We start from the raw sequence: 26,215 nt of genomic DNA, 5'->3' as shown, positions 1-26,215 counted from the left end.
AAGTTAACAACCCGGCGTGCGCCCTTGGTCACAGTCCGAGGCGGGTGACCGCGTTGTCCTCCAACGGGTTGGCCGTGCGGATGTAGCGGTGCACCGTGCGCGGGTTCGTCCACCGGCCCTGCCGCATGATCTCCCGGTCGCTCGCCCCGCCCAGCGCCGCCTGCGTCGCGAACCCCGCCCGCAGCGAGTGCCCGCCGAACAGCGCCGGGTCCAGCCCGGCCCGCGCCGCGTACCGCTTCACCACGTCCGACACCGCCCGGTCCGACATCGACCGCGCGCCCAGCCGGCCGTGCCTGCTCACCGACGGGAACAGCGGGCCCCGCACCACGCCCGGCACGTAGCCGTGGCAGCGGTGCGTCGGCGACGGCTCGCCCTCGTGCTCCAACAACGCCCTCGGGTCCGGCGCGGCCAGCACGTCCACCCAGTCGGCGAACGCGCACACCGGGCACGTCGGCCGCCGCGCGCCGCGGGGCAGCACGACCCGCTGCCGGTGCGCGCCGGTCTGATCCGTCTTCGTGACGCCCAGCTCCACCAGCAGCAGCGGCTCGTGCGTGCGCGGGTCCACGTCGACCGCGACGTCCTCGACCGCCACCGCCGCCAGCTCACTGCGCCGCAACGCGCCCGCAAACCCGACCAGGAGCAGCAACGCGTCCCGCCGCCGGGCCACGCCCGTGGGCCACCCCGGCGGCGGCCGTTCGGCCAGCAACGCCTCCAGCGTGCCCAGCAGCACCGGCCGCTTGCGCCGCGGCTGCGCCTGCCGGGTCCGGCGGATGCCGCGCAACGTCAACCGCACCACGTCCGACCGGGTGGGGGAGGGCAGACCGCCCGCGGCGTGCACCGCCGCGATCGCCGCCGCCTTGCGCTCCAGCGTCGACGGGCCGAACGCGGGCGTGCCGTCGGGCTTGGCCGCGTCCGCCGCCACCGCCAGGTACACCGCCACGTCCACCGGGTCGGCGGGCAGGGCCACCCGGCCCTCGGCCTGGCACCACGCCGCCCAGCCGACCCAGTCGGAGCGGTAGGCGCGCAGGGTGTTCGCCGACTGCGCCGCCCGCAGGTAGCCCGACAGCGCCTCGGCCTGCTCCTCGTCGAACCGCCGCCGCACCTGCTCCAGCGCGGCGAAGTCCACCAGCGCCCCGTGCGCCACGCGGTCCAGCTCCGCGCGCACCGGCTCCGGCAAGGTCACGTGATCACCCTAACAGCTTCGACACGGCCAATGTCTTCAGTGTGGAGTAATAGACCACTTGACCAGGGTGACTACTATGCGAAACCGTGCGCGCCCTACAACACCCGGACGTGGAGGACCTTCGCCTCACCGCCGTCCTGAGTGCGCTCGCGGACCCGGTCCGACTGCGGATCGTGGCCGAACTCGCTCGGTCGGGTGGCATCGTCTGCGGGCAGTTCGACGTGCCGGTCAGCATGTCCACGCTGTCGCACCACCTGAAGGTGCTGCGCGAGGCCGGGGTGCTGCGGGTGACGCCCCAGGGCAGCTACCGCACCCACGAACTGCGGCGCGAGGAGATGGAGCACCGCTTCCCCGGCGTGCTGGACTCGATCACCCGGGCCATCGGCGAGCCGTGACGGCCGCCGGTCACCAGCCCGGCAGGAACAGGCAGAACGGGTGGCCGGCCGGGTCCAGGTAGACCCGGACGCCCTCCTGCGGCTGGAAGTCGGCGAGCGTGGCGCCCAGCGAGACCGCGTGCGCGCCGGCCGTCTCCAGGTCGTCCACCTGGATGTCCAGGTGCGCCATCATCCGCTGGTCGCCGTCGACGGCGGGCCAGGTGGGGCGTCGGTAGTCCGGCTCGGTCTGGAACGACAGCCCCGCGCCGCCCTCGGGCGGGCGCACCGTGGCCCAGCCGGGCTCGTCCGTGCCGAGCGGCCAGCCGAGCAGGTCGCGGTAGAAGCGGGCCAGGGCCTGGGCGTCGGGCGCGTCGAGGACGGTCGCGGTCAGTTTCAGCACGATCCGATTCTCACTCCGCCGGGTGAATCCCGCACTCCGGGTCACGCGATGGTGACGGTGTCCCCCGGTCGTGCGACGTCGGCGTGGGCGCGCCCGGCGGCCTCGGCCGGGTCCAGGGCGGGGCCGAGGTGGGTGAGCAGCAGCCGGCGCGCGCCGCGGGCGGCCGCGGCGGCGTCCTCGGGGGAGCAGTGGTGCGGTCCGCTGCCGTCGGCCTCGCACAGGAACAGGTCCGCGCCGTCGGCGAGGTCGTCCAGCGCGGGGCAGGCGCCGGTGTCGCCGGAGTAGGCGAACACCGCGTCGCCGTGGGCGGCGCGCAGGCCGAACGCGGGCAGCCCGTGGCGCACGGCGCGGCTGTCCAGGGTGAGGTCGCCGACCTCGGCGCGGTGGCCGTCGTGCAGTTCCCGCACGTCGAACGCGGCGGCGGCCGGGTTGGGCGCGGCGCCGGCGAGGAAGGTCTCCAGCCGGTCGGCGAGGCCGGGCGGGCCGTAGAGCGGGACGGGCGGGCGCGGCGGCAGGTCGGCGAACAGCAGCGCGTAGTAGTAGGGCAGCAGGTCGGCGGCGTGGTCGGCGTGGGTGTGGGAGATCCACACGGCGTCGAGCCGGTCGGGGCGGTGGTGGCGTTGCAGCTCGGCGAGCGTGCCGGGGCCGGCGTCGACCCACACGGCGGTGCGGTCGGTGCGCAGGAGGTACCCGGAGCAGGGGTCGTCCGGGCGGGGGTACGGCGTGGCGGTGCCGAGGACGGTGAGGCGGAAGGTCACGGTGCAGTGTGGCGCAGGACGTGCACGCCCGCCGCCGTCTTCAGGTAGGCCCAGGTGGTGGTGCCGGTGGTGGTGAGGCCGACGTGGGTGGCGGAGGCGCGGGCGAGGTCGTCGGGCAGCGGCACGGCGGTCCAGCCGTCGCCGGTCCAGCGGTGGAACGCGGGCCTGGTCTCGAACGTGCGGCGGCCGGCGCGCACGCCCCAGGTCCAGCCGGCGGCGACGCCGTGGACGGTGAGGCGTTCGGCGTCCGCGGGCCCGGGCACGGCGGTCCACCGGCGGCCGTCCCAGCGGTGGACGCGCAGGCCCTCGGTGTCGCGGCCGTGGCCGAGCCAGACGTCGTCGGGCGCGGTGGCGGCGAGGCGGGCGACGTGGCCGCGTTCGGTGCGGGGTCCGGCGACCTCGGTCCAGCGCAGGCCGTCCCAGTGGGCGAGCACCGGGTACTCGTAGGTGGCGGGGCCCGCGCCGGCGAGCCCGCCGCCGCCCGCCCAGACGTCGTGCGGTCCGGCGGCGGTGATGGTGCGCAGCCCTTCGCGGGTGGAGGACAGGGCGGTGCGCACCCGCCAGGTCGTGCCGTCGTAGTGGAGGGTGTCGCGGCCGGTGCCGACGATGTGCACGTCGTGGGCGGCGACCGCGGCGACGGCTTTGGCCCAGGTGATGGGCGGTGTGGTGACGGTGCGCCAGCCCGTGCCGTCGTAGTGCAGGACGAGGGGGCGGCCGGCGGTGTTGCCGACGGCCCAGACGTCGTCGGGCGCGGCGGCCGAGACGCCGGACAGGCTGGCGGCGGCGGGCAGCTCGGGCAGCGGTTCGACGTGCCAGGTGTCGCCGGTCCAGCGCAGCACGAGGGGCGCGGACGGGCGGCTGGTGAACACGCCGGTGGTGCCCGCGAGCCAGGCGTGGCGATCGCCCGCGGTCGCCAGGTCGGCCAGTGCGGTGCTGGGCGGCAGGGTGGGCACCGGCACGGGTAGGAACAAGCCAATTCCCCCTCGATGGGTCGTCCCCCGACTCATCGCGTGATCCAGCTCATCGGCCCCGGTGCCGGCGCGCCAGCCGCCGAACGGCGGTTTGTGCTTGGGCGCAACGGCACGCGCGCGCCGGGCGGACCGGGATCCGGGCCGGTCGCCGCGACCGGCCCGGTCCGCTGTTCGCGGGGGGACGGTTCCGCGGCCCGATGGCGCGGGCGGCGGTCCGGGTGGCGGGGCGCGGTCGAGGGCGGCCCCGGGGTCCGGGAGGCGGCGGCGTCCCCGGCGGGGTCGTCGGTCCCGGCCGGTCGGGTGGCACGGGTCGGGACCGACGTCGGCCGCGTGGCGACGAGGGCAATCGAACGTGGTGCCCGGCGGGTGGGGAGCCGGCAGTATTCGGTGCGGCTGATCGAGTGATCAACTTGCGTGGGCGGGTCGCGGTCGTGGCGCGGCCCGGGCCCCTGTCGTGACGGGAGTCGATGTGACCAGGACCGAGAAGGCCAAGGCGCTGCGGGCGTTGCACGTGCCGGGCACGCCGCTGGTGGTGCCGAACGCGTGGGACGTGTCGTCGGCGCGGGCGATCGCCGAGGCGGGGTACCCGGCGGTGGCGACCACGAGTGTCGCGGTGGCCGGGGCGTTAGGGTTCAAGGACGGGCACGACATGCCCGCCGACGTGGCGTACGAGGCGGTGCGGCGGATCGCGGCCGCGGTGGACGTGCCGGTGACGGTGGACGTCGAGCGGGGGTACGACGTGCCGGCGGCGGAGGTGGCCGCGCGGCTGGCCGAGGCGGGCGCGGCGGGGTGCAACCTGGAGGACTCCGACCCGTCGACCGCGCGGGTGCTCGACGTGGCCGAGCAGGTGGAGTTCCTGTCGGCGGTGCGCGCGGCGGACGCGGACCTGGTGATCAACGCGCGGGTGGACACGTGGATCCACGGGGACAAGTCGTTCGACGACGCGGTGGCGCGGGCCCGGGCGTACTTCGACGCGGGCGCGGACTGCGTCTACCCGATCCGGATCCCGGCCGACCGGGTGGCGGACTTCGTGGCGGCGGTCGACGGGCGTCCGGTGAACGTGGCGCACGGCCCGGGGTCGCCGACGCCGGCGGAGCTGGCGCCGCTGGGCGTGGCGCGGGTGAGCTTCGGTCCGGGCCTGCACAACATCGTGATGAAGCGGCTCAAGGAGATCGTGACGGCGATGCAGGACGGCGGGAGCCCGTACCGCGGCTGAGCTACCCGTGGGTAACGCCCGTTAGTGTGATCGCCATGCACGAATGGGACGCCGACACGCGGGTGGACGCGGCGGGGGACGGCCGGTTCACGGCCCGGCTCGGCGACCGGTGGGGCGGCGCCGGCGGCCGGCCCAACGGCGGCTACCTCGTCGCGTTCTGCCTGCGGGCGCTCGGCGAGGTGCTGCCGCACCCGGACCCGCTCGCGGTGAGCGCCTACTACCTGCTCCCCGGCGTGGTGGGTCCGGCCGTGGTGGACACCGAGGTGGTGCGCCGGGGCCGGCAGGTGTCCACCGGCGAGGCGCGCCTGTCGTGCCGCGACCGGGAGGTGCTGCGGGTGGTGGCGTCCTTCGCCGACCTGGGCGCGGGAGGGGGCGGGGCCGCGGTGCTCGGCCGGGCCCCGGACCTGCCGCCGCCGGACGAGTGCGTCGACGTCTACGGCGGCCTGCGGCTGCCGGGCGCGACCGTGGCCGACCGGGTCGAGCTGCGCGGGCCCGAGCCGTTCGGCTGGGCGCGGGGCCGGGCGACGGGCACGCCGAGCGCGGAGTTCTGGATCCGGTTCGCCGACGGCCGCCCGGCCGACCCGGCCGGGATGGCGACGCTGGTGGACTCGGTCGCGCCCGCGGTGCTGGAGCTGGGTCACCCGGTCGTGTCGGCCACGGTGGAGCTGTCGGTCCACGTGCACGCCCGGCCCGCGCCCGGCTGGCTCGCGGCGCGGGCCGCCACCCGGCACGTGGCGGGCGGCCACTACGAGGAGGACGTCGAGCTGTGGGACGCCGGGGGGCGGCTGGTGGCCCGGTCGCGGCAACTCGCGGTGCTGTCGGCCCGATAATCGGCGGCCCCGTTCGTCCGCGCTCGATATCCTTGACCCAAATGAACCAGATGTCGCACGCTGACCTGCGTCAACGCCTGTCCGAACTGATGTCGCGGGACCAGCGGCGGCTGGCGCGCAGGCTCGACGGGGCGCGCAAGGTCCGCGACGACGCCGCCCGCGCCGCCGTGCTGGCCGAGATCGAGGCCGAGGTGGAGGCCGCCGAGCTGCGCGTCGCGTTGCGCCGCGAGGCCGTGCCGAAGATCACGTACCCGGCGGAGCTGCCCGTCAGCGAGCGCAAGGACGACATCGCCGCGCTCATCCGCGACCACCAGGTGGTGATCGTCGCCGGCGAGACCGGGTCGGGCAAGACGACCCAGCTGCCCAAGATCTGCCTGGAGCTGGGCCGGGGGGTGCTGGGCCAGATCGGGCACACCCAGCCGCGGCGGCTGGCGGCGCGGACGGTCGCCGAGCGCGTCGCGCAGGAGCTGGACACGCCGCTGGGCTCCGCGGTGGGCTACAAGGTCCGGTTCACCGACCAGTCCGGCGACGACACGCTGGTCAAGCTGATGACCGACGGCATCCTGCTGGCCGAGATCCAGACCGACCGGATGCTGTCGCGCTACGACACGATCATCATCGACGAGGCGCACGAGCGCAGCCTCAACGTCGACTTCCTGCTCGGCTACCTCAAGCAGCTCCTGCCGCGCCGGCCCGACCTCAAGGTCGTGATCACGTCGGCGACGATCGACCCGCAGCGGTTCTCCCGGCACTTCGGCGACGCGCCGGTGATCGAGGTCTCCGGCCGCACCTACCCCGTCGAGGTCCGCTACCGGCCGGTGGTGGACCCCGACGACCCCGACGCCGACCCGGACCGCGACCAGACGCAGGCCATCTGCGACGCGGTGCGCGAGCTGCAGGCCGAGGGGCCCGGCGACGTGCTGGTGTTCCTGTCCGGCGAACGGGAGATCCGCGACACCGCCGACGCCCTCAACGCCCTGGACCTGCGCGACACCGAGGTCCTGCCGCTGTACGCGCGGTTGTCGTTCGGCGAGCAGCACCGCGTGTTCCAGCCGCACCGGGGTCGCCGCGTGGTGCTGGCCACGAACGTGGCCGAGACGTCGCTGACGGTGCCCGGCATCAAGTACGTCGTGGACCCCGGCACGGCCCGCGTCTCGCGCTACAGCCACCGGCTGAAGGTGCAGCGGCTGCCCATCGAGCCGATCTCGCAGGCGTCGGCCAACCAGCGCAAGGGCCGCTGCGGCCGGGTCTCGGCGGGCATCTGCATCCGCCTCTACAGCGAGGACGACTTCGACGCCCGCCCGGAGTTCACCGACCCGGAGATCCTGCGCACCAACCTGGCGTCGGTCATCCTGCAGATGACCGCGATCGGGCTGGGCGACATCGCCGCGTTCCCGTTCATCGACCCGCCCGAGGCGCGCAACATCACCGACGGCGTGCAGCTGCTGCAGGAGCTGGGCGCGATCCTGCCCGCCGAGCAGAAGCTCACCCCGCTGGGCCGCAAGCTCGCCCAGCTGCCCGTCGACCCGCGGCTGGGCCGCATGGTCATCGAGGCCGACCGCAACGGCTGCGTCCGCGAGGTCATGGTCATCGCCGCGGCGCTGTCCATCCAGGACCCGCGCGAGCGGCCCTCGGACAAGCAGCAGGCCGCCGACGAGCAGCACGCCCGGTTCAAGGATCCGGACTCGGACTTCACCGCGTTCCTCAACCTGTGGCAGTACCTGCGGGAACGGCAGAAGGAGCTGTCGTCCAACCAGTTCCGCCGGCTGTGCCGCGCCGAGTTCCTCAACTACCTGCGCGTGCGCGAGTGGCAGGACATCTACCAGCAGCTGCGGCAGGTGGCGAAGACGCTGGGCGTGCACGTCAACGACCAGCCCGCCGAGCCGCGCGCGGTGCACGTGTCGCTGCTGTCCGGGCTGCTGTCCCACATCGGCGTGAAGGACGTGCCCAAGCGGGACGCGGGCAAGCGCGCCGCGACCGAGTACCTGGGGGCGCGCAACGCGAAGTTCGCGATCTTCCCCGGCTCGTCGCTGTTCCGCAAGCCGCCCCAGTGGGTGATGGCCGCCGAGCTGGTCGAGACGTCGCGGCTGTGGGGCCGGACCGTCGCCCGGATCGAGCCGGAGTGGGCGGAACGGCTCGCCGAGCACCTGGTCAAGCGCACCTACAGCGAACCGCACTGGGAGGCGCGGCGCGGCTCGGTCGTCGCCCTGGAGAAGGTCACCCTCTACGGCGTGCCGATCGTGACCGGCCGCAAGGTCAACTACGGGCGGATCGACCCCGGGCTGTCGCGGGAGCTGTTCATCCGCCACGCGCTCGTGCAGGGGGAGTGGACCACCCACCACAAGTTCTTCCACCGCAACCGGGAGCTGCTGGCCGAGGTCGCCGAGCTGGAGAACCGGGCCCGTCGCCGCGACATCGTCGTGGACGACGACACCCTCTACGACTTCTACGACCGGCGCGTGCCCGCCGACGTCGTGTCCGCCCGGCACTTCGACACCTGGTGGAAGAAGACCCGCCACGGCCAACCGGACCTGCTCACGTTCGACAAGGCCATGCTGGTCAACGACCGTGCCGCGGTGACCCCGGACGCCTACCCCGACGAGCTGCGCCGCGGCGGGCTCACGCTGCCGCTGACCTACCGGTTCGAGCCCGGCGCGGCCGTCGACGGCGTCACCGTGGACCTGCCGCTGCCCGCGCTGACCACCCTGCCGGACGACTCGCTGTCCTGGCAGGTGCCCGGCCTGCGCACGGACCTGGTCGTCGCGCTCATCCGGTCGCTGCCCAAACCGGTGCGCCGCAACTTCGTGCCCGTCCCGGACGTCGCCGCCGCGGCGCTGGCCGGCATCGACCCCGACGAGCCGCTGCTGCCCGCCCTGGAACGCGAGCTGCGCCGGCTGACCGGCGTGGTCGTGCCCCGCGAGGAGTGGCAGCTCGACCAGGTGCCCGAGCACCTGAAGCTGACGTTCCGGATCGTGGACGAGCACGACCGGGAGCTGGCCCAGGGCAAGGACCTCGCCGCGCTCAAGGCCCGGCTGCGCGGGCAGCTGCGGGAGACCCTGGCCGCCGCCGCGGGCAACCTGGCCCGCACCGGCCTGACCACGTGGGACATCGGCGACCTGCCCCGCACCGTGCGGCGGGAGCGGTCCGGCATCGTCGTCACCGCCTACCCGGCCCTGGTCGACAAGGGCGACAGCGTCGCCGTGGAGATCCTGGACACGCCGGGACGGCAGCGGCAGGCCATGTGGCGCGGCACCCGCCGGTTGCTGCTGCTCAACACCCCGTCCCCGGTCAAGACGCTGCAACGCGGCCTGAACAACGCCGAGAAGCTGGCCCTGACCCGCAACCCGCACGGCGGCGTCGCGCCCCTGCTCGCCGACTGCATCTCCGCCGCGGTCGACAAGCTCCTGCGCGACGCCGGCGGACCGGTGTGGACCGAGGCGGCGTTCGGCACGCTGCTCGACCGGGTCCGCCGCGGCCTCGGCGAGACCACGTTCGACGTGGTGCACCGGGTCCGGCGCGTCCTGGAAGCCGCCCAGGAGGTGGAGCTGCGCCTCAACGCCGTGCGCGGCCCGGTGTTCGAGGAGTCCTTGGCCGACGTCCGCGCCCAGTTCGCCGGCCTGGTGCACGCGGGGTTCGTCACCGAGGCGGGCGCGGACCGGCTCGCCGACGTGCACCGCTACCTGCAGGGCATCGTGCGCCGGCTGGAGAAGCTGCCCGAGAACGTGCGCCGCGACCAGGACTGGATGGACCGCGTCCACGCGGTGCACGCCGAGTACCGCGAGCTGCGCGCCGCCCTGCCCGCCGACGAGCCCCACGAGGAGCTGGACGAGGTGCGGTGGATGATCGAGGAGCTGCGGCTGAGCTACTTCGCCCAGACCATCGGCACCCGCTACACCGTCTCCGACAAGCGGATCTTCAAAGCCCTCGACGCCGTGCCCCGCTGACCGGCGGGGCTACTCGCAGCGCTCGAGCAACGCCCGCAGCGCGTCGGCCACCACCGCCCGCGTCGGCTCGTCCAACGGCTCCAGCAGCCGCGCGTACCGGCGCATGTGCTCGGCCAGCATCCCGTCCACCAGCTCCCGGCCCCGGTCGGTCAGCCTGATCCGCACCACGCGCCGGTCGGCCGCGTCCGGGACCCGGTGCACCAGGCCCTTGGCCTCCATCCGGTCGACCCGGTTGGTGATCGCGCCCGCCGTGACCAGCGACGCCGACAGGAACGCCCCCGCCGTCATCCCGTGCGGCGAGCCCGCCCGCCGCAGCGTGGTCAGCACGTCGAACTCGCCGGGTTCCAGGTCGAACCGGCCCACGAACTCCCGCAGCTCCCGCTCCAGCAGCCGCGCCAGCCGCGTCACGCGCGTCAGCACCGCCATCGGCGCGACGTCCACGTCCGGCCGCTGGACCGACCACTGCGCCAGCACCAGGTCGACCTCGTCCGCCATCACGCACCCCGACCTTCCGGCCCGGCGCCGCGGCACGGCCGACGACGTGCGCCCGCGATCCCCGCAGCGACGGCAGGCCCCCCTGTGATCCGCACGCCCCCACCGTATTCGTGATCGACAACGCGTGTGGGCCGCACACCGAAAACCGCCGCGACGGCCCAGCCGGGGACTCCGGTCGCGCGGTCGGGCCCTGCGCCGACTCCTCGGTCGCCGTTCCCCCCAACGCAGCAGCCCGCGTCCCGGTTGGCGACCGGCGGTCACGCGCCGTTGCCGCCCCGCAACTGCACGACCACCACCGTGATGTTGTCGTGCCCGCCCGCGCGCAACGCGACGTCCACCAGCTCCCGCGCCACCTCCACCGGCGTCGCCCCGCGCGGCACCACCGCCAGCAGGTCCTCCGGCTCCGGCACGTAGTTCCACAGCCCGTCGCTGCACACCACCAGCAGCCCGGGCGTCTCCAGCTTGAACGTCACCGTCTGCGGCCCCTCGACCCCGGAGTCCGCGCCCAGCCACCGCGACAGCACGTGCGCCCGCCGGTCGGTCATCGCCTCCTCCTCGGTCAACACGCCCTCGGCGACCAGCTGCGCCGCCCACGTGTCGTCCGTGGTCAACCGGGCCGCGCCCGCGTCCGCCACCAGGTAGGCGCGGCTGTCGCCGACCCAGCCCACCGTCGCCGCGTCGTCGGTCACCACCGCCGACACGAAGGTGCACGACGGCGCGACCTCCGCCGCGCCCGGCCGCGCCAACCGGCCCACCGCCTCGTTCGCCGCCACCACCGCGTCCGTCGTGGACGCCTCCGCGTCCATCCCGGACTGCAACCCGGTCAGCAGCACGTCCACCGCGGTGTCCACCGCCGTCTGCGACGCCTGCTCGGCCCGCTCCGACGACGCCACCCCGTCGCACACCACCGCCGCGACCCCGCGCCCCCGGACCCGGCCGAACGCCATCGAGTCCTCGTTGCGCTGCCGCCGCAGGCCCCGGTCGCTCACCCCCGCCACCCCGGGCAGCACGAACTCCACCCGGTCCCGCGCCGACGGCCGCACCCGACCGCACTGCTCGCAGAAACCCTCCGCGTCGAACTCCTCGCCGCCGCACGCGCACATCGGCGGCCACTGCGCCCCCGGACCGCCCACCGGTGTCCGCTGCAGGCGCAGGTTGCGCCCGCACGCCTCGCAGAAGCGGTCCTGCGCCGACACCGGCGACGCGCACTCGGGACAAGATTCCATGGCTACACCAACGTCCTGGGCCGGACCGCGTTCGCGCGGTCGACGAGAGCGATGCGTTCCTCCGGCGTCTCGGCCAGCCGCGCCAACTGCCGGTAGCAGCGCTCCAACCCGAACCGCAGACCCGTCTCGCTCAACTCGCAGTCCACCAGCGTCCCCGCGGGCGCCGACCCGTCCCGCGGCAACGCCTCCAACGCCACACCCAACAGCTCCACCGTCAACCCGGCCCGCCTCGCCACGTCCAACTCCAACCCCGACAGCCTCGCACCGGCCGCCAACACCTCCGCCAGCGCGTCCCCCGCGCCGCCCACCCGGTCACGCGCCGCACCGAGCTGGGCGCGCACCGCCGCCACCTGCGCCGCCACGTGGTGGATCGACGTGTCCGGCACCGAGTGCAGCACCGCCACCGCCGCCTCCCGGTCACCCGCCGCCACCAGCACCCTGGCCAGCCCGAACGCCGCCGTCACGTAGGCGTGGTCGGTCCGCCACACCACCTCGTAGCCCGCCCGCGCCGCGTCCGCGTCACCCAGCAGCTCCGCGCACACCGCCACCGCGAGCTTCGGGGCCGCCTCGCCCGGCAACGCGTCGCGCACCCGCTCGAACGCCTCCCGCGCCTGCCCCGTCCGCCCGTCGACCAACGCCGCCACACCCCGGTACCAGCCCGGGCGCCAGTCGTCCGGCGAGGCCGTGCCCAGGTCGTCGGGGTCGAACGGCGCGTCCAGCTCGGCCAGCTCGGCCACCGCCTCGCCCACCCGGCCCGCCTCGATCAACGCCCGCACCACCTGCAACCGCACCTCGACCGTCCGCACCGGGGCCAGCCGCAGCGCCGCCACCACCTGGTCCGGGTCGCCCGTCGTCGCCGCCGTCGCCAGGAACCCCGCCGCCGGGTCGGCGGTGTCCACCTGGGGCACCGGCAACCCCGTGGCCGCCGCCCGCACGTCCGGCCCGCCCTCCGTGCCGAACGCCCGCCGCTCCGGCGTGAACTGCCGCGACACCCCCGGCCGCGGCGCCCCGTCCTGCTGCGCCAACACCTCCCGCAGCACACCCGTGAGCTGCTCGGCCATCTCCTCCGCCGAGCCGAACCGCCGCTCCGGGTCCGGGTCGGTCGCCCGCAGCAGGAACCGGTGCAACGAGTCGTGCCGGCGCAGCAGCGGCTCCTCCTCCGGGCCGGGCAACGACGCCTTGAACCGGCCGCGGAAGTCGAACGGGAAGCTCATCACCGCCAACGCCCGGCCCACCGTGTACAGGTCGGACGCCACCGACGGGCCGACCGTGCCGATCTCCGGCGCCTGGTAGCCGATCGTGCCGTAGATGGGGGAGTGCCGGTCGCCGATGCGCCGCACCGCGCCCAGGTCGATCAGCTTCAACTGCTCCTCGGTCTGGATCACGTTGTCCGGTTTGAAATCGCAGTACAGCAACCCCACCGCGTGCAGGTAGCCCAATGCGGGCAGCACCTCCAGGGCGTAGGCGATCGCCTGCGGCACGGGCAGCGCCTCCCGACCCTCGGCGCGCGCCTGCCTGATCATGTCCCGGACCGAGGTGCCGCCCACGTACTCCATCACGATGTAGTCGACCAGCTCGCCGCTCACCCGGTCGGCGTGCCGCACGAAGTTGTGGATCTTGACAATAGTAGGGTGCTCCACCTCGGCCAGGAACCGGCGCTCCGCCATCGCCGCCGCCATCGCGTCCGCGTCACCGGAGTCCAGCAGGCCCTTGAGCACCACCCACCGGTCGCTGACCGCGTGGTCGGCCGCCAGGTAGATCCAGCCCAGCCCGCCGTGCGCCAGGCACCCCAGCACCTCGTACTGCTCGTGCAGCACCTCGCCGGGGACCAGCTTCGGCGTGAACGAGTAGTGGTGCCCGCAGTGCGCGCAGAACCCCTCCACCCGGCCCGGCTCGCCGTCCCGGCCCCGCCCGACCTCCCGGCCGCAGCTCGAGCAGAACCGCTTCGCCTCCGGCACCTCGGGGTTGGTCAGCACCGCCGTCTTCGGATCCCGGTAGGGCACCCGCGGCACCTCCACCAGGCCCGCGCCCAACCGGCCGCGCCCGGACGACCGGGTCGGCACCGACGCCCGCCGCGACCGGCCCGTCGACCCCATCGATCCCACCGACCGCGCCGACCGGACCCGGTCCGACCACGGCGCCGTGCCCGGACCCGTGTCACGACCGGTGGCCGGGCCGCTGTAGGCGCCCGTGGCCGCGCCGCCGTCCACCCCGACGGTCCCCGCCTCGCGGACCTCCTCGCCGGTCCCGGCCACGCCCGCGTCGCCCGCCCCCTCGGCACCACGCCCGACCGCCCCGCCGGTCCTCATCGCGCCTCCGTTCCCGCCGACGCCGCGACCGCCACGCCGGCTCCCCCCACACCCGGAGAACGTCCCCGGACCCCGTCGAGTGCCCCGGCCCCGCCCGCCCCCGCGTCGGATCCGCGCATGTCAGTCCCGATACACGGCGACCGGCGGCGCGGGCGGGTCGCCGAGCCACCGCTGGTACAGCCGCGCCCACGTGCCGTCCGCCCGCAGCCGCTCCAGCAGCGCGTTCACCAACCGCACGAAGTCCTCGTCGGCCTTGCGGAACGCCATCCCGTACGGCTCGGCGGTGAACTGCGGACCCACCACCTTCGTGTACGGGTCCTGCGCGGCGAACCCGGCCAGGATCGTGTCGTCGGTCGAGATCGCGTCCACCTGGCCCTGCTGGAGCATCACCAGGCAGTCCGTCCAGTGCGCCACGCCCACCGCGACCGGCCGGGACGGCGCGGCCGCCACGTTCACCAGCGAACTGGACCCCTTGGTCGCGCACACCCGCCTGCCGCCCAGCGACTCCAGGCCCGTGGCGTCGGAGTTCGACGGCACCAGCACCCGCTGCCCGGCCTGCAGGTACACCGTGGAGAAGTTCACCCGCTGCCACCGCTCGCAGGTCGCCGTCATCGTGCGCACCACGATGTCGACGTCGCCGCGCTCCAGCGTCGGCACCCGGTCCTCGGACGTCACCACCTTGAACTGGATCGCGCCCGGGTCGCCGAAGACCGCCCGCGCCACCTCCCGCGCCAGGTCGATGTCGAAGCCCTCCAGCTCGCCCGAGATCGGGTTGCGGAACCCCATCAGGTACGTGTTCTGGTCCACGCCCGCGATCAGCCGCCCCTGCGCCCGGATCCGCGCCAGCGCCGGACCCGCGGGCGGCGACCCCGGCGGCGGCACCGGCCCGGTCGGCCGCAGGCTCGCCGTCGGGTCGCACGACGCCGGCGGCACGTCGGGCGTGCTGGGCGGCGCGGTCAGCTCCACCACGTCCGCCGGGCGCGGCGGCACCGGCGGCCCGCCGCCGATGGGCGGGGCCGTGCTGGGCACCGGCGCGCACCCCGCCGCCACCAGCAGGACCAGCACCGCGAGCGCGAGCCTCATCGGTACTCCTTCAGCCGCTGCCACAACCCGAACGTCGACGCGACCGCCGCCAACGCCGCCAGCACCGCCACGGCGGGCACCACGCCGCCCAACGCCGCCCGCCCCCGCCCGATCGCGTCGGTCAGCTCCGCCCGCGCCGCGCCGATCGCCTCCACCAGGTCGGAGTCCAACGCGTCGAACGCCGCCGCCGCGCCACCCTCGCCCTGACCCAACGCCACCGCCACCGCCGCGGTGTAGTCGCCGTCGTCGTCGGCCGCGCGGATCCTGCGGTGCGCCTCCTGCCACCGCGCGTGGTGCTCCACCGCCTCCACCACCGCCGGGGTGCCGTTCATCGCCCGCACCCGACCCAACAGGTCGGCGAGCGCCCGGTCGGACTCGGCGTACTCGGTGTCGTAGCCCGTGCCGCTGCCCCGCGCGACCAGCGTCAACGTCTCGTCGCCGCGCGCGGTCAGGGTGGTGATCCGGGCCTGCGCCAGCAGGTCCACCAGCGTCGCCTCCCGCTTGCCGGTCGACACGCTGTAGACGGCCAGCAGGCTCGACACGAGCACCCACAGCAGCGAGATCGCGGTCAACGCCGTCGCCACCACCAGGCCCGGGTTGAGCACCCGGTTGGTCCGGCGGGTCAGGTACCGCTGCACGGCCACCAGCACGGCGAGCGACACCGCGCCGAGCAGCGCCTCGGGCCACGGCAGCGACCCGGCGTCCTCCAGGTCGCGCACCACGGACCGGGTCTCCACCCCGTACAGCTCCCGCGCCGCGGGCAGCAGCGTCGTCCGCATCAGCGCCGACGCCTCGCGCAGGTAGGCCGCGCCCACCGGGCTGCCCTGCCGGTTGTGCGCGCGGGCCGTCTCGACCAGCCCCGTGTAGACCGGCAGCCGCCCCGACAACGTCGACAGCGCGTCGGCCAACTCCGGCGAGCGCGTGATCTCCGAGGCCGCCGCCGACAACGCCGCCGCGGCGTCGGCCACGTCCGCCTCGTACCGGCCGCGCAACGCGGCCGACTCCACCCCGCCGGACAGGAACGCGCTGGACGCCGTCGCGTCCGCGTCCGCCATCGCCCGGTAGACCTCCTGGGCGGCGAACGCCAGCGGTTCGCTGCGGTCGGCCAACGCCTCCAGCGCCTGCGCCCGGCGGTGCACCGACATCGCGGTCACCGCGCCCACGAGCAGCGCGACCAGGATCAGGAGCAGCGCCAGCAGGCTCAACCGGCCGGGTGTGCTGTGGGCCAGCCCCGTCACCCGGCGCAGGGCGGCGCGGTTCCGCCGGGCTTCGACCAGCACGACCGCCCCCTTCCCGAGGTGATCGGCGCCACACGCCGCCCGGACAGCGTAGATCGAAAAACGGCCGTCCGGGACGCCAACGGAGCCGACCCGCGGGCGCGCCGCACGGGTTCGCACTCATCGGGTGACGCCCCCACCCCGGCGGAGCCGGTGCCGCGCCCCCGGGCGACCGCGGGAACGAGGGCTTCGGCACGGCGCAGCGCGTCACCGCACCGGGACCGGGGCGGGAACGTCGGCGCGGCGAAGACCCGCGCGGCCGGTCGGCGCACGGAGGTGGCCCGGCGGGGTCAACGCGGCGGGGTCAACGCGGCGGTCGGCGTGGCCGGGCCGCGCGGCGGAGGCCGGCGTGGCGAACTCCTCGGCGACGCCGGATCCGTCCGCCGGGGGTCAGCGCGGCGGCAGGGGCAGCGGCAGGGCGGGCAGCCCGTCGATGCTGACCCCGTTGAACTCCTTCTTCTCGCAGTACTGCGCGAACTCCTCCTCCGACTTGCGGTCGAAGTACTCCTCGTGCAGCGTCCGCTCGCCGCGGTAGTCCATGAACGGCACCGCGAACCCGCACGTGTCGCTGATCAGCTTCGCGGTCACCACCACGACCGCCCGCAACGCCGACCCGTCCGCGTCGCCGAACCCGGCCACCAGCTCGGCGAACCTCGGGTCGTCCCGGAACACCGGCTCGCCCGTGCCGTGCACGCGCACGATGTTCGGCGGACCGTCGAACGCGCACCACATGAGCGTGATCCGCCCGTTCTCCCGCAGGTGGGCGATCGTCTCGGCGTGGCTGCCGCCGAAGTCCAGGTACGCCACCCGCCGCTCGTCGAGCACCCGCCACGTGCCCTTGCGGCCCTTCGGGGACAGGTTCACGTGCCCGTCCGCCGACAGCGGCGCGGTCGCGGTGAAGAACACCGGCTGGTCCTCGATGAACCGGCGCAGCCGTCCGTCGATCCGTTCGTAGGTCTTACCCATGCCGCCAGTATCACCCGCCGACCACGCAACGCCGCCGGAAAATCGCTCCCGGTGGGACCGGTGACCGGCGGTTCACCCGCCCCGACCCGGCCGTTCCGCCCCGGTCACCGCGTCGAGCCCCCGCCGCAGCAGGTCCCGCTCGGCGTCGTTGCCCGCCAGCTCCCACGCCCGCCGGTAGGCCGCCGCCGCCTCCTCGTCCCGGCCGAGCCGCCGCAGCAGGTCCGCCCGCACCGCGTGGCACAGGTGGTAGCCGTCCAACGCCGACGCCACGCCGTCGACCAGCGCCAACGCCGCCTCCGGCCCGTCGGCCTCGGCCACCGCCACGGCTCGGTTCAACGCCACCACCGGGCTCGGGGCCAACGCGATCAGGTGGTCGTACAGCGCCACCACCTGCGCCCAGTCCGTCGGCGGCGGGTCGCTGTGCACGGCGTTGATCGCGGCCTGCACCTGGTACGGACCGGGCCGGCCGCGCCGCAGGCACCACCGCACCAGCTCCCGCCCCTCGGCCAGCAGCGCCGCGTCCCACCGCGAGCGGTCCTGGTCGGCCAGCCGCACCAGCCCGCCGTCCGGCCCGGTTCGCGCCGGCCCCCTGGCGTGCAGCAGCAGCATCAACGCCAGCAGCCCGACGACCTCCGGCTCGTCCGGCATCAGCTCCACCAGCAACCGGCCCAGCCGCACCCCCTCCGCGCACAGGTCGCCGCGCACGAGCGCGCCACCGGAGCTGGCCGAGTAGCCCTCGTTGAACACCAGGTACACCACCGCCAGCACGGCCCGCAGCCGGCCGGGCAGCTCGGCGTCGTCGGGCACCCGGTAGGGGATGCGCGCGTCCCGGATCTTCGCCTTCGCCCGCACCAGCCGCTGCGCCATCGTCGGCTCCGGCACCAGGAACGCCCGCGCGATCTCCGCCGTGGACAACCCGCCCAGCAGCCGCAACGTCAACGCCACCCGGGCCGCCGGGTTCACCGCCGGGTGGCAGCACGTGAAGATCAACCGCAGCCGCTCGTCACGCACCGCCCCCACCTCCACCGCGTCGAACCCGGCCTGTGCCTCGCGGGCGTGCAGCACCGCGGCCTGGGCCTGCCGGTCGTCCCGCACGGACTCCCGGCGCAGCCGGTCGATCGCCCGGTTGCGGGCCGTGGTGATGATCCAGCCCGCCGGGCTCGGCGGCACCCCGGTCTCCGGCCAGCGCCGCACCGCCTCGGCGAACGCGTCCTGGACCGCCTCCTCGGCGACGTCGAGGTCGCCGAAGGCGCGGACCAGCACCGCCACCGCCCGGCCGTACTCGGCCCGGAAGACGCCCTCGACCGCCGTCACGTCAGCCCGGCATGTCCTGGAACGGCCGCACCTCGACCGGCAGCCGGCACGCCACCGCCAGCCGCCGCGCCCACTCCAGCGCCACGTCCAGGTCCGGCACGTCGATGATGCTGAACCCGCCGATGTGCTCCTTGGTCTCCGCGAACGGGCCGTCGCTGACGACCAGCCCGCCGTCGCCGTCGTGACGCAGCGTGGTCGCCGACTCCGGCGCGTGCAGCCCGCCGGCGAACACCCACACCCCGGCCTCGCGCATGTCGGCGTCCACCGCCTGCACGTCCTCCACGATCTCCCGCATCACCTCGGGTCCCGGCACGTCCCCGCCGGTCGGCTCGATCACGCTGATCAGGTACTGGGTCATCTCGTGCTCCTCCGGAATCGGTGTCCCCGCACCCCCTACACGAACGGCGGAGCGCCACCTCGACACGACGCCGGAAGAAATCCTCAGACGATCCCGACGAGCTTGCCCACCCGACGCCCGTGCTCCAGGTCGTCGTGCGCCTGCCGGATCTCGTCCAGCCGGTACACCGCGGTCGGACCGAGAGTCGCCGCGCCGCCCGCGACCCGGTCGAGGAACCGTTGCAACACCTCCGCGGGCAGGTCGGCGCTCTCCCCGTGGTAGGCGGTGAGCCGCACGCCCTTGGGCAGGTAGCCGATGGGGTAGAAGTCCCGCACGAGCCACTGGTCGGACAGCATCCCGGTGAAGCACACCGTGCCGTGCACCCTCGTCGCGGCCAGCGTGTCCGGCAACGTGGGCGTGCCGACCAGCTCCAACGCCGCGTCCACCCCGTCCGGGAACAGCTCCCGCACCCGACCGGCCACCGCGCCGTCGTCCACCAGCGGGTGCGCCACCCCGTGCTCGCGCAGCACGTCGAGCCGCTCCGGGCGACGCGTCGTGGCCAGCACCGTCGCGCCCAGGTCGCGCGCCAGCGCGGTCGCGGCGAACCCGAGCGCCGACGTGCCGCCGCGGATCAGCAACGACTGGCCCGCCCGCAGGTCCAGGCCCGTGGTCAACGAGCCGTACGCGGTCTGCAGCGTCTCCGGGACCGCGCCCAGCACCTCCCACGGCAGGTCCGAGTCGAACGGGATCAGCACCTCGCGCGGCACGACCACGTACTCGGCGTACCCGCCGTCGAACACCCGCCCCATCCCGCCCATCATCGCCGCGACCTGCCGGCCGACCGGCAGGTCGCAGTCGCTGTCCACCACGCCGACCGCCTCGATGCCCGGCACGCGCGGGAACGTGACGCCCTCGGCCAGCCCCAACCGGGTGTGCAGCTCCGACCGGTTCAACCCGAACGCGCGCACCCGCACCCGCACCCAGCCCGGCGGCGGCTGCGGCACCGGCAGCTCCGCCACGGCCAGGTTCTCCACCGGCCCCGGCCCGCTCAGCACGACCGCCCGCATCGTCGCGCTCATCCGTGGTGCTCCAGGACCGCGGTCAACATGCGCACCAGCTCCTCCCGCTCGGCCGCCGACAACGGCGCGAGCAACGCGTCCTGGGCCTGCCCCAGCACCCGGTCCAGGTGCCGCAGGTGCGCCACCCCCGCCGGGGTGATCGTCACGATGTTGCGCCGCCGGTCGCCCGGGTCGGGCCTGCGCTCCACGTGCCCCCGCTCCGCCAGCTCGTTGACCGTGGCCACCACGTCGCTGCGGTCCACCCCGCCGCGCCGCCCCAGCTCCGCCTGGCTGGCCGGCCCGAACTCGTCCAGCGCCGCCAGCAGCGAGTAGTGGTAGCGCCGCGCGCCGACCGCCCCGAACCCCTCCGACACCAGCCGGTGCGCGTGGGTCGTGGTCTGCCCGAGCAGCCAGCTGGCCGTGCCGCGCAACCGCCGGGGCGCGCCCGAAGTCTCCATGCGGCCGCACCCTACCAACTCGTTGGCCACGCCAACGAACACGGGGGTGCTCCCGCCCGACGACCGGGTGGGGCCGGCCCGCCCTTCACCGGGACGGCGCGCCACCGACCCCCGCGCCTCACACCAACCCGGGGTGCCCGAACTGGGCGATCCTCAGCCCGCCCTCGACCACCACCGTGTCCACCAACCGGAACCCCAGGCCCTCGTACAACGCGATCGCGGGCGCGTTCGCCGCGGCCGTCGACACGATCGCCGGCCCGCCCTCCGCCATCACCTGCTCCACCAACCGCCGCGCGAACCCCAACCGGAAGTGGCTCGGCGCCACGCACAACCGGTCGATGTCCAGCACACCGTCGACCTTCGCGTAGCCGACGAACGCCACCAGCCCGTTGTCGACGTACCCGCCGAGCCATCTCAACGGGAGCGTGCGGATGTCCTCGACCGACTCGTGCAGCGCGGGGATCGCGGTGCTGCCGATCAACTCCGCCTCGACGGCGTAGGACTGCCGCGCGATCTCGCGCACCGCCGCCACCGTGTCGTCGTCGGACAGGTCCAAGGGAACGATCATGCGGCCACCTGCCTGTGTGGGGAACCAGCGCGGGGAGAGATGTGCCGAAGGTTGCCATTCGCCGCACCGTTCAACCCCACCGCCCCGCCCCGTCCCCTCCGGTCGCCGACCGGTTCCTCGCCACCACCGCCCGTCACGGTCGATAATCCGACCGGGGCACCTTGGGGGAGGACTCGTGCGAATCCGCGTGCTGGGACCGGTCACGATCGACGCCGCCGCAGGAGGACTGGGCGGACCCAAGCCCAAGGCGCTGCTGGTGGCGCTGCTCAGGCGCCCGCGGCAGGTCGTCGCCACCGAACGGCTCGTGGACCTGCTGTGGGACGACTCGCCGCCCACCTCCGCCACCGCCCTCGTGCACACCTACGTCTCGCAGGTCCGCCGCGTCCTCGCGGCCGCCGGACTGGCCGACGCGGTCCGCACCCGCGCGCCCGGCTACCTCCTCGACGTCGAACCGGGGGAGTGCGACGTCCACGTCTTCGACCGGGAACACGACCGGGCACGACAGGCCGAACGCGCCGGCGAGCACGAACGGGCCCACGACGGCTACCGCCGCGCCCTGTCGGTGTGGCGCGGGCAGGCCCTCGGCGGCGTCGACGCCAGGTTCGCCACCGCCTGGGCCGACGACCTGCACGAACGCCGACTCGCCGCCCGGGACGGCCTCGCCCGCGTCAGCCTGGCGCTGGGCCGCGCCGAGGACGCCGCCGACGAACTGCGCGACCTCGTCGGCGAACACCCGCTGCGCGAGGAGAGCCGCGCCCTGCTCATGCGCGCCCTGGCCGAATCCGGGCGGCAGGCCGACGCCCTGGAGGTCTACCGCGACGGCCGCCGTCGACTGCTCGACGAACTGGGCCTCGAACCCGGCCCGCGCCTGCGGGACCTGCACACCGCCATCCTCGACGGCTCCCTCGCCACCGCGCCCCCCGCCGCCCGCGCCACCGCGCCGTCCCGCCCGGCCGTGCAGGCGCCCGAACGACCGGTCGCCCGCACCCTCCCACCCGACATCGGCGACTTCACCGGCCGCGCCGCCGAACTGACCGCCGTCCTGGCCCTGGGCGACACCCCACCCGACCACCGCACCACCACCCCGGTCGTCGTCGTGTCCGGCGCGGGCGGAACCGGCAAGTCCGCGCTCGCCGTGCACGCCGCCCACCGCCTCGCCCAGCGCTACCCCGACGGCCAGCTCTTCGCCGACCTGCGCGGCTTCGGCGCCGAACTGAGCCCGTTCGCCACCCTCGCCCGGTTCCTCACCGCCCTCGGCGTCCCCGCCGCCGAACTGCCCACCACCCTCGACGACCGCATCGCCCTGTACCGGCAACGCCTCGCCGGCCAGCGGCTGATCGTCGTGCTCGACAACGCCCGCGCCGAACACCAGGTGCGGCCCCTGTTACCCGGCGAACCCGGCTGCCTCGTCCTGCTCACCAGCCGCTCCCGCCTGGCGGGACTCGGCGGCGCCTCCGCCGTCGAACTCGAGGTCTTCGACACCGCCTCCGCCGTCGAGATGCTCGGCAAGATCATCGGCCCGGACCGGGTCGCCGCCGCGCCGGACGACGCCGAACGCATCGCCGCGCTGTGCGGCGGCGTGCCGCTGGCCCTGCGCGCCGCCGGCGCGAAGCTCCTCGCCCGACCGCACTGGCCGCTGAGGTCCCTGGCCACCCGCCTCGCCGACGAACGCCGCCGGCTGGACGAGCTGACCGTCGGCGACCTCGCCATCCGGTCCTCCCTGTCGCTCAACTACGCCGAACTGGACGACCACCGCCGCCGCGCCTTCCACCTGCTGTGCCTGCTCGACCTGCCCGACTTCGGCTGGTGGGTCGCCGCACCGCTGCTGGAGGTCGACCTCGCCGAAGCCGAGGACGTCGTGGAACACCTCGTGGACCTCCGGCTGCTCGACGTCGTCGGGGTCGACCCGATCGGCCGCGTCCGCTACCGCTTCCACGACCTCGTCCAGCTCTTCGGAGCCGAACAGGCCGCCCGGCACGAACACCCGGACACCGTCACCGCCGCCGTCGCCCGCACCCTCGCCACCTGGGCCGCCCTCGTCGACACGGGCGTGCGCCGCCTGCCGCGAGTCACCCTCGGCCTGCCCGTCGCCCTCCCCGCGGACCACGCCGAACCCCACCCCGACCTGGTCGCCGAGGTCGAGGAGGACCCCCTGGGCTGGCTCCGGGCCGAGACCGGAGCCGTCGTCCGCGCCGTCGAACAGGCCCACCGGCTCGGCGTCGACCGCGCCCACACCCTGCTCGTGTCCTCCCTGCTGTCCTCCGCCTTCGCCATCCGCAACGAATTCGACGGCTGGCGACGCACCCACGAGATCGCCCTGGAACTCGCCCGCGAGGGCGACGACCGCCACGCCGAGGCCGTCGTGCTCGTCGGCCTCGGCCAACTGCACTACGAGAAGGACGACTTCGCCACCGCCCTGACCCACTTCGACCAGGCCCTGCGGCACGCCGACGTCCTCGACGACGACACCGCCCGCGCCGTGTGCCTGGTCGGCATCGGCACCGTGCACCGCGAACTCGGCCACGTCGACCTCGCCCGCGACACCCTCACCACCGCCGCCGAACTCGGCGCGCGCCTCGGCCACGACAGCGTCGTGGCCGCCGCCGACTACGGCCTGGGCTCCCTGCTGCGCGACCACGGCGACCTCGCCGACGCCGCGGACCGGTTCCGCACCGCCGCCCGCCGGTACGCCGCCGCCGACGACCCGCGCGGCGAAGCCCTCGCCGTGCGCGGCCTGAGCCTGTGCCACCGCGCCCTCGGCCGGTACCGGGAGGCCGCCGAGGCCGGCGACCGCGCCGCCGGCGCGCTCCTGGCCCTCGGCGACGAACTGGGCGCGACCTACGCCCGACAGGCGTGGGCCAAGGCCCGCCTGCGCCTGCCCGAGACCACCGACCTCGCCGCCACCCTCGCCGACTGCCTCACGGTGTGCGAACGCGGCCGCGACCGGTTCGGCGTCGCCCTCGTCACCCGCACCCTCGGCGAACTCCACCTCGCCCGCGGCGACCTCGACACCGCCCGCGAGCACCTGACCACCGCGCTGGACCTGTGGACCGAACTCGACCTGCCGGTCTGGCGCGCCCGCACCCTGCGCGACCTGGCCGCCGCCGACCCCGCCCGACAGGACGAGCACTGGGCCGCCGCACGCGACCTGCTGCACGGCACCGGGGCGCGGGAGGAGCGGGAACTCGCCGCCACCACACCTCAGCGGTGGCGCGACACCGTCCGCGACCTGGCACAACAGCACACCTAGAGGAAACTTCCAGGTCCGCCGGCCGCACCTGCACACCGCTTGGAGCAGATGTGCAGGTCTGATCACCAAGCTTCCGGTTGTCACCGAAACCGACACCGGAAGCGAGGTGAACACGATGTCCACCGCACGGACACCACGCCCGGACGCCACACCGCGAACCACCCGGGGCGAGATCGTCACCCGTGCGGAGAGCTGGCTGTGCCCGCCCGTGCCGTTCAGCACCACCCGGTTCCACCAGAACGAGCACGGCATCTACCGGGCCGACGACACCGGCTACGCCTGCATGGCCTGGGGACTGCCCGGCATCCCGCCCGACCACCGCGGCGGGCTCGACCTCACGGGCCTCACCACGATCAGCCTCCCGATCACCGTCACCGACCTCCTGGCCGGCGACCTCCTCGTCGACACCGGCGCCCACGTGGCGCTGTTCCACGAATGGGCCGACGCCGACCGCACCGCCTGCTGGGTCTTCGCACAGCTCCCCGGCGCCGGCGCCACCCACGGGCTCGTCCCGCACCACACCCACCTCGACGCCAGGCGCCACCCGCGCCTGACCCGATGACCCCCGGAAGGGAACGCACCATGTCGCACCGCACCGGCCCGACCCTGCGCGGGATCCTCCTCGCCGCCGCCGTCACCGGCGGCACCCTGCTCGCCCCCGCCGGCCCGGCCCTCGCGCAGGACGACATCTCGATCCAGTTGACCTGCGAGATCAGACCCAACCACCTCCGCACCACCCGCGCCGAGATCCTCGCCCGGTCCCAGACCTGGATCAACGAAGGCGTCCCGTACAGCCAGAACAACTGCTACCGCAACGTCCACGGCGAGTACCGCGCCGACTGCTCCGGCTTCGTGTCCATGGCGTGGGGCGTCCGGTACAGCTACACCACCTTCATCCTGGAGAACGTCTCCCACGAGATCCCCCGCGCCGACCTCCAGCCGGGCGACGCGCTCAACGACTGGGACTCGCACGTCGCGCTGTTCGTGCGCTGGGCCGACGCCGCGAAGACCATGCCGGTGGTGCGCGAACAGGCCGGCCCCGACGGCTCCCGCACGGTCGAGCGGACCTGGACCGCCGCCCAGGCCGCCCAGTACGTCCCCATCCGCTACGACCACCTGGTCGAAGCCGCACCGCCCACCGACGCGGCCGACCCGATGTACCACCAGATCCGCAACGCCGACACGACCTGGACCGGCTTCCAGCCCATGTCCGGGTACGACACCGACGCGCCGGCCGACGCCAAGGACGTGGCCGTCGCCACCGCCCCGGACGGCAGCGCCCACACCGTCATCATCGGCGCGGACGACGTCGTCTACCACCAGGTCCGCAACGCCGACACCACCTGGACCGGCTTCCAGCCCTTGTCGGGCAACGGCACTACCACCCCCGCCAAGGGCAAGCGGGTCGCCGTCACCGCCGGGCCCGACGGCAGCGCCCAGGTCGTGATCATCGGCTGGGACGACAAGGTCTACCACCAGACCCGCACCCCCGACGGCAACTGGACCGGGTTCCAGCCGGTCAACGGCATGGACACCACCCTCCCCGCGGCCGGCAAGGACGTCGCCATCGACACCCTGCCCGACGGCAGCGCCCACCTCGTGATCGTCGGCGCGGACGACGTCGCCTACCACCGCGTGCGCACCGGCGTCGACTGGACCCCGTTCCGGGCGCTCGCCGGGAACGGCACCACCACCCCGGCCAAGGCCAAGCGGGTCGCCGTCACCGGCATGGCCGACGGCCGCGCGCAGGTCGTCATCGTCGGCTGGGACGACAAGGTCTACCACCAGATCCGCAACGCCGACACGACCTGGACCGGGTTCCAGCCCGTCAACGGCATGGACACCACCACCCCGGCCGCGGGCAAGGACGTCGCCATCGACGCCCACCCGGACGGCAGCGCCCAGCTGCTGATCGTCGGCGGCGACGACGGCATCTACCACCGCGTCCGCAACGCCGACACGAGCTGGACCGGGTTCCGCCCGGTGGCCGGCATCGGCACCACCCTCGCCAAGGGCAGCCAGGTCTCGCTCTCCGCGGACGACGACGGCAACGCCCAGATCGTCGTCGTCGGCCACTGATCCCCCACCCCCGGGGGGGGGGGGGGGGGGGGCCGGCGGGGGGGGCCCCCCCCCCCCCCCCCGCAGCCGCACCGGGGGGGGGGGGGGGGGGGGAGAGGGGAGAAGAAGGAAGTGGGAGT

At 74.8% G+C, this 26,215-nt stretch carries 22 protein-coding genes; 7 read left to right on the top strand and 15 right to left on the bottom strand.

Annotated features, from left to right (window positions below):
• Positions 1-28 precede the first annotated feature (28 nt).
• Positions 29-1,183, bottom strand: coding sequence for a site-specific integrase (locus ACWEFJ_RS05945; protein ID WP_378092206.1), 1,155 nt, complete (start codon positions 1,181-1,183; stop codon positions 29-31).
• A gap of 86 nt (positions 1,184-1,269) precedes the next feature.
• Here ACWEFJ_RS05945 and ACWEFJ_RS05940 point away from each other — a divergent pair, with 86 nt between their 5' ends.
• Positions 1,270-1,578 (top strand): ArsR/SmtB family transcription factor, encoded by a 309-nt coding sequence (locus ACWEFJ_RS05940; RefSeq protein WP_449713065.1) that lies wholly within the window; start codon positions 1,270-1,272, stop codon positions 1,576-1,578.
• 10 nt (positions 1,579-1,588) lie between these two features.
• Here the strand turns inward: ACWEFJ_RS05940 and ACWEFJ_RS05935 are convergent, their stop codons facing one another.
• From ACWEFJ_RS05935 to ACWEFJ_RS05925, 3 genes are read right to left on the bottom strand one after another with little or no spacing between them, the layout of a single operon-like run.
• Positions 1,589-1,954, bottom strand: a complete 366-nt coding sequence (locus tag ACWEFJ_RS05935) for a VOC family protein (protein WP_449713173.1) — start codon at positions 1,952-1,954, stop codon at positions 1,589-1,591.
• Positions 1,955-1,998: 44 nt separating this feature from the next.
• On the bottom strand, positions 1,999-2,715 hold the full coding sequence (locus tag ACWEFJ_RS05930; RefSeq protein WP_378092202.1) for an MBL fold metallo-hydrolase: 717 nt from the start codon (positions 2,713-2,715) through the stop codon (positions 1,999-2,001).
• Positions 2,712-3,686, bottom strand: a complete 975-nt coding sequence (locus ACWEFJ_RS05925; RefSeq protein ID WP_449713064.1) for a hypothetical protein — start codon at positions 3,684-3,686, stop codon at positions 2,712-2,714. Before ACWEFJ_RS05925 ends, ACWEFJ_RS05930 begins: the two co-directional genes overlap by 4 nt.
• A gap of 469 nt (positions 3,687-4,155) precedes the next feature.
• Between ACWEFJ_RS05925 and ACWEFJ_RS05920 the strand changes: the two genes are divergently transcribed.
• From ACWEFJ_RS05920 to hrpA, 3 genes are read left to right on the top strand one after another with little or no spacing between them, the layout of a single operon-like run.
• Positions 4,156-4,902, top strand: coding sequence for an isocitrate lyase/PEP mutase family protein (locus ACWEFJ_RS05920; protein ID WP_378092198.1), 747 nt, complete (start codon positions 4,156-4,158; stop codon positions 4,900-4,902).
• A gap of 35 nt (positions 4,903-4,937) precedes the next feature.
• Entirely contained in the window at positions 4,938-5,732 is a 795-nt protein-coding gene (locus ACWEFJ_RS05915; protein ID WP_449713063.1) for a thioesterase family protein, read from the top strand.
• 41 nt (positions 5,733-5,773) lie between these two features.
• The gene (gene hrpA / locus ACWEFJ_RS05910) at positions 5,774-9,676 is read left to right on the top strand and encodes an ATP-dependent RNA helicase HrpA (RefSeq protein WP_449713062.1); all 3,903 of its coding nucleotides are present in this window, start codon (positions 5,774-5,776) and stop codon (positions 9,674-9,676) included.
• Positions 9,677-9,685: 9 nt separating this feature from the next.
• Here hrpA and ACWEFJ_RS05905 read toward each other — a convergent pair whose 3' ends face one another.
• The 11 genes from ACWEFJ_RS05905 to ACWEFJ_RS05855 all read right to left on the bottom strand — a co-directional run bounded on the left by ACWEFJ_RS05905 (position 9,686) and on the right by ACWEFJ_RS05855 (position 20,767).
• Positions 9,686-10,171: a MarR family winged helix-turn-helix transcriptional regulator gene (locus tag ACWEFJ_RS05905; protein WP_378092192.1), complete on the bottom strand. Its 486-nt coding sequence runs from the start codon at positions 10,169-10,171 to the stop codon at positions 9,686-9,688.
• Between the two features lie 257 nt (positions 10,172-10,428).
• Positions 10,429-11,397 carry a protein phosphatase 2C domain-containing protein gene (locus ACWEFJ_RS05900; protein ID WP_449713061.1) on the bottom strand — a complete coding sequence of 323 codons (969 nt, stop codon included), beginning with the start codon at positions 11,395-11,397 and terminating at the stop codon, positions 10,429-10,431.
• A gap of 2 nt (positions 11,398-11,399) precedes the next feature.
• Complete coding sequence (locus ACWEFJ_RS05895; protein ID WP_449713060.1) at positions 11,400-13,706, bottom strand: tetratricopeptide repeat protein; 2,307 nt, start codon at positions 13,704-13,706, stop codon at positions 11,400-11,402.
• 120 nt (positions 13,707-13,826) lie between these two features.
• Positions 13,827-14,789 carry a glutamate ABC transporter substrate-binding protein gene (locus tag ACWEFJ_RS05890; RefSeq protein ID WP_449713059.1) on the bottom strand — a complete coding sequence of 321 codons (963 nt, stop codon included), beginning with the start codon at positions 14,787-14,789 and terminating at the stop codon, positions 13,827-13,829.
• Positions 14,786-16,069, bottom strand: coding sequence for a hypothetical protein (locus ACWEFJ_RS05885; protein ID WP_449713058.1), 1,284 nt, complete (start codon positions 16,067-16,069; stop codon positions 14,786-14,788). Before ACWEFJ_RS05885 ends, ACWEFJ_RS05890 begins: the two co-directional genes overlap by 4 nt.
• Positions 16,070-16,456: 387 nt before the next feature.
• Entirely contained in the window at positions 16,457-17,032 is a 576-nt protein-coding gene (locus ACWEFJ_RS05880; protein WP_378092182.1) for a pyridoxamine 5'-phosphate oxidase family protein, read from the bottom strand.
• A gap of 72 nt (positions 17,033-17,104) precedes the next feature.
• Complete coding sequence (locus ACWEFJ_RS05875) at positions 17,105-18,346, bottom strand: RNA polymerase sigma factor (protein WP_449713057.1); 1,242 nt, start codon at positions 18,344-18,346, stop codon at positions 17,105-17,107.
• A gap of 1 nt (position 18,347) precedes the next feature.
• The gene (locus ACWEFJ_RS05870; RefSeq protein WP_449713056.1) at positions 18,348-18,704 is read right to left on the bottom strand and encodes a YciI family protein; all 357 of its coding nucleotides are present in this window, start codon (positions 18,702-18,704) and stop codon (positions 18,348-18,350) included.
• A gap of 83 nt (positions 18,705-18,787) precedes the next feature.
• Positions 18,788-19,750, bottom strand: coding sequence for a zinc-binding dehydrogenase (locus tag ACWEFJ_RS05865; RefSeq protein WP_449713172.1), 963 nt, complete (start codon positions 19,748-19,750; stop codon positions 18,788-18,790).
• 8 nt (positions 19,751-19,758) lie between these two features.
• Complete coding sequence (locus ACWEFJ_RS05860; protein WP_378092176.1) at positions 19,759-20,199, bottom strand: MarR family winged helix-turn-helix transcriptional regulator; 441 nt, start codon at positions 20,197-20,199, stop codon at positions 19,759-19,761.
• Between the two features lie 118 nt (positions 20,200-20,317).
• A complete protein-coding gene (locus ACWEFJ_RS05855; protein WP_378092174.1) occupies positions 20,318-20,767 on the bottom strand; it encodes a GNAT family N-acetyltransferase in 450 nt (149 codons plus the stop codon).
• Positions 20,768-20,942: 175 nt separating this feature from the next.
• Here ACWEFJ_RS05855 and ACWEFJ_RS05850 point away from each other — a divergent pair, with 175 nt between their 5' ends.
• The 3 genes from ACWEFJ_RS05850 (at position 20,943) to ACWEFJ_RS05840 (ending at position 26,096) form a co-directional block, all read left to right on the top strand.
• Complete coding sequence (locus tag ACWEFJ_RS05850) at positions 20,943-24,017, top strand: AfsR/SARP family transcriptional regulator (protein ID WP_449713055.1); 3,075 nt, start codon at positions 20,943-20,945, stop codon at positions 24,015-24,017.
• Positions 24,018-24,132: 115 nt separating this feature from the next.
• Complete coding sequence (locus ACWEFJ_RS05845; RefSeq protein ID WP_378092168.1) at positions 24,133-24,579, top strand: hypothetical protein; 447 nt, start codon at positions 24,133-24,135, stop codon at positions 24,577-24,579.
• A 20-nt stretch (positions 24,580-24,599) separates the two neighbouring features.
• The gene (locus tag ACWEFJ_RS05840) at positions 24,600-26,096 is read left to right on the top strand and encodes a hypothetical protein (RefSeq protein ID WP_449713054.1); all 1,497 of its coding nucleotides are present in this window, start codon (positions 24,600-24,602) and stop codon (positions 26,094-26,096) included.
• Positions 26,097-26,215 lie beyond the last annotated feature (119 nt).

The sequence above is a fragment of the Actinosynnema sp. NPDC004786 genome, assembly GCF_053601135.1.
The sequence above is the reverse complement of the archived record's forward strand: the minus strand, read 5'-3'. Positions and strand labels throughout refer to the sequence as shown.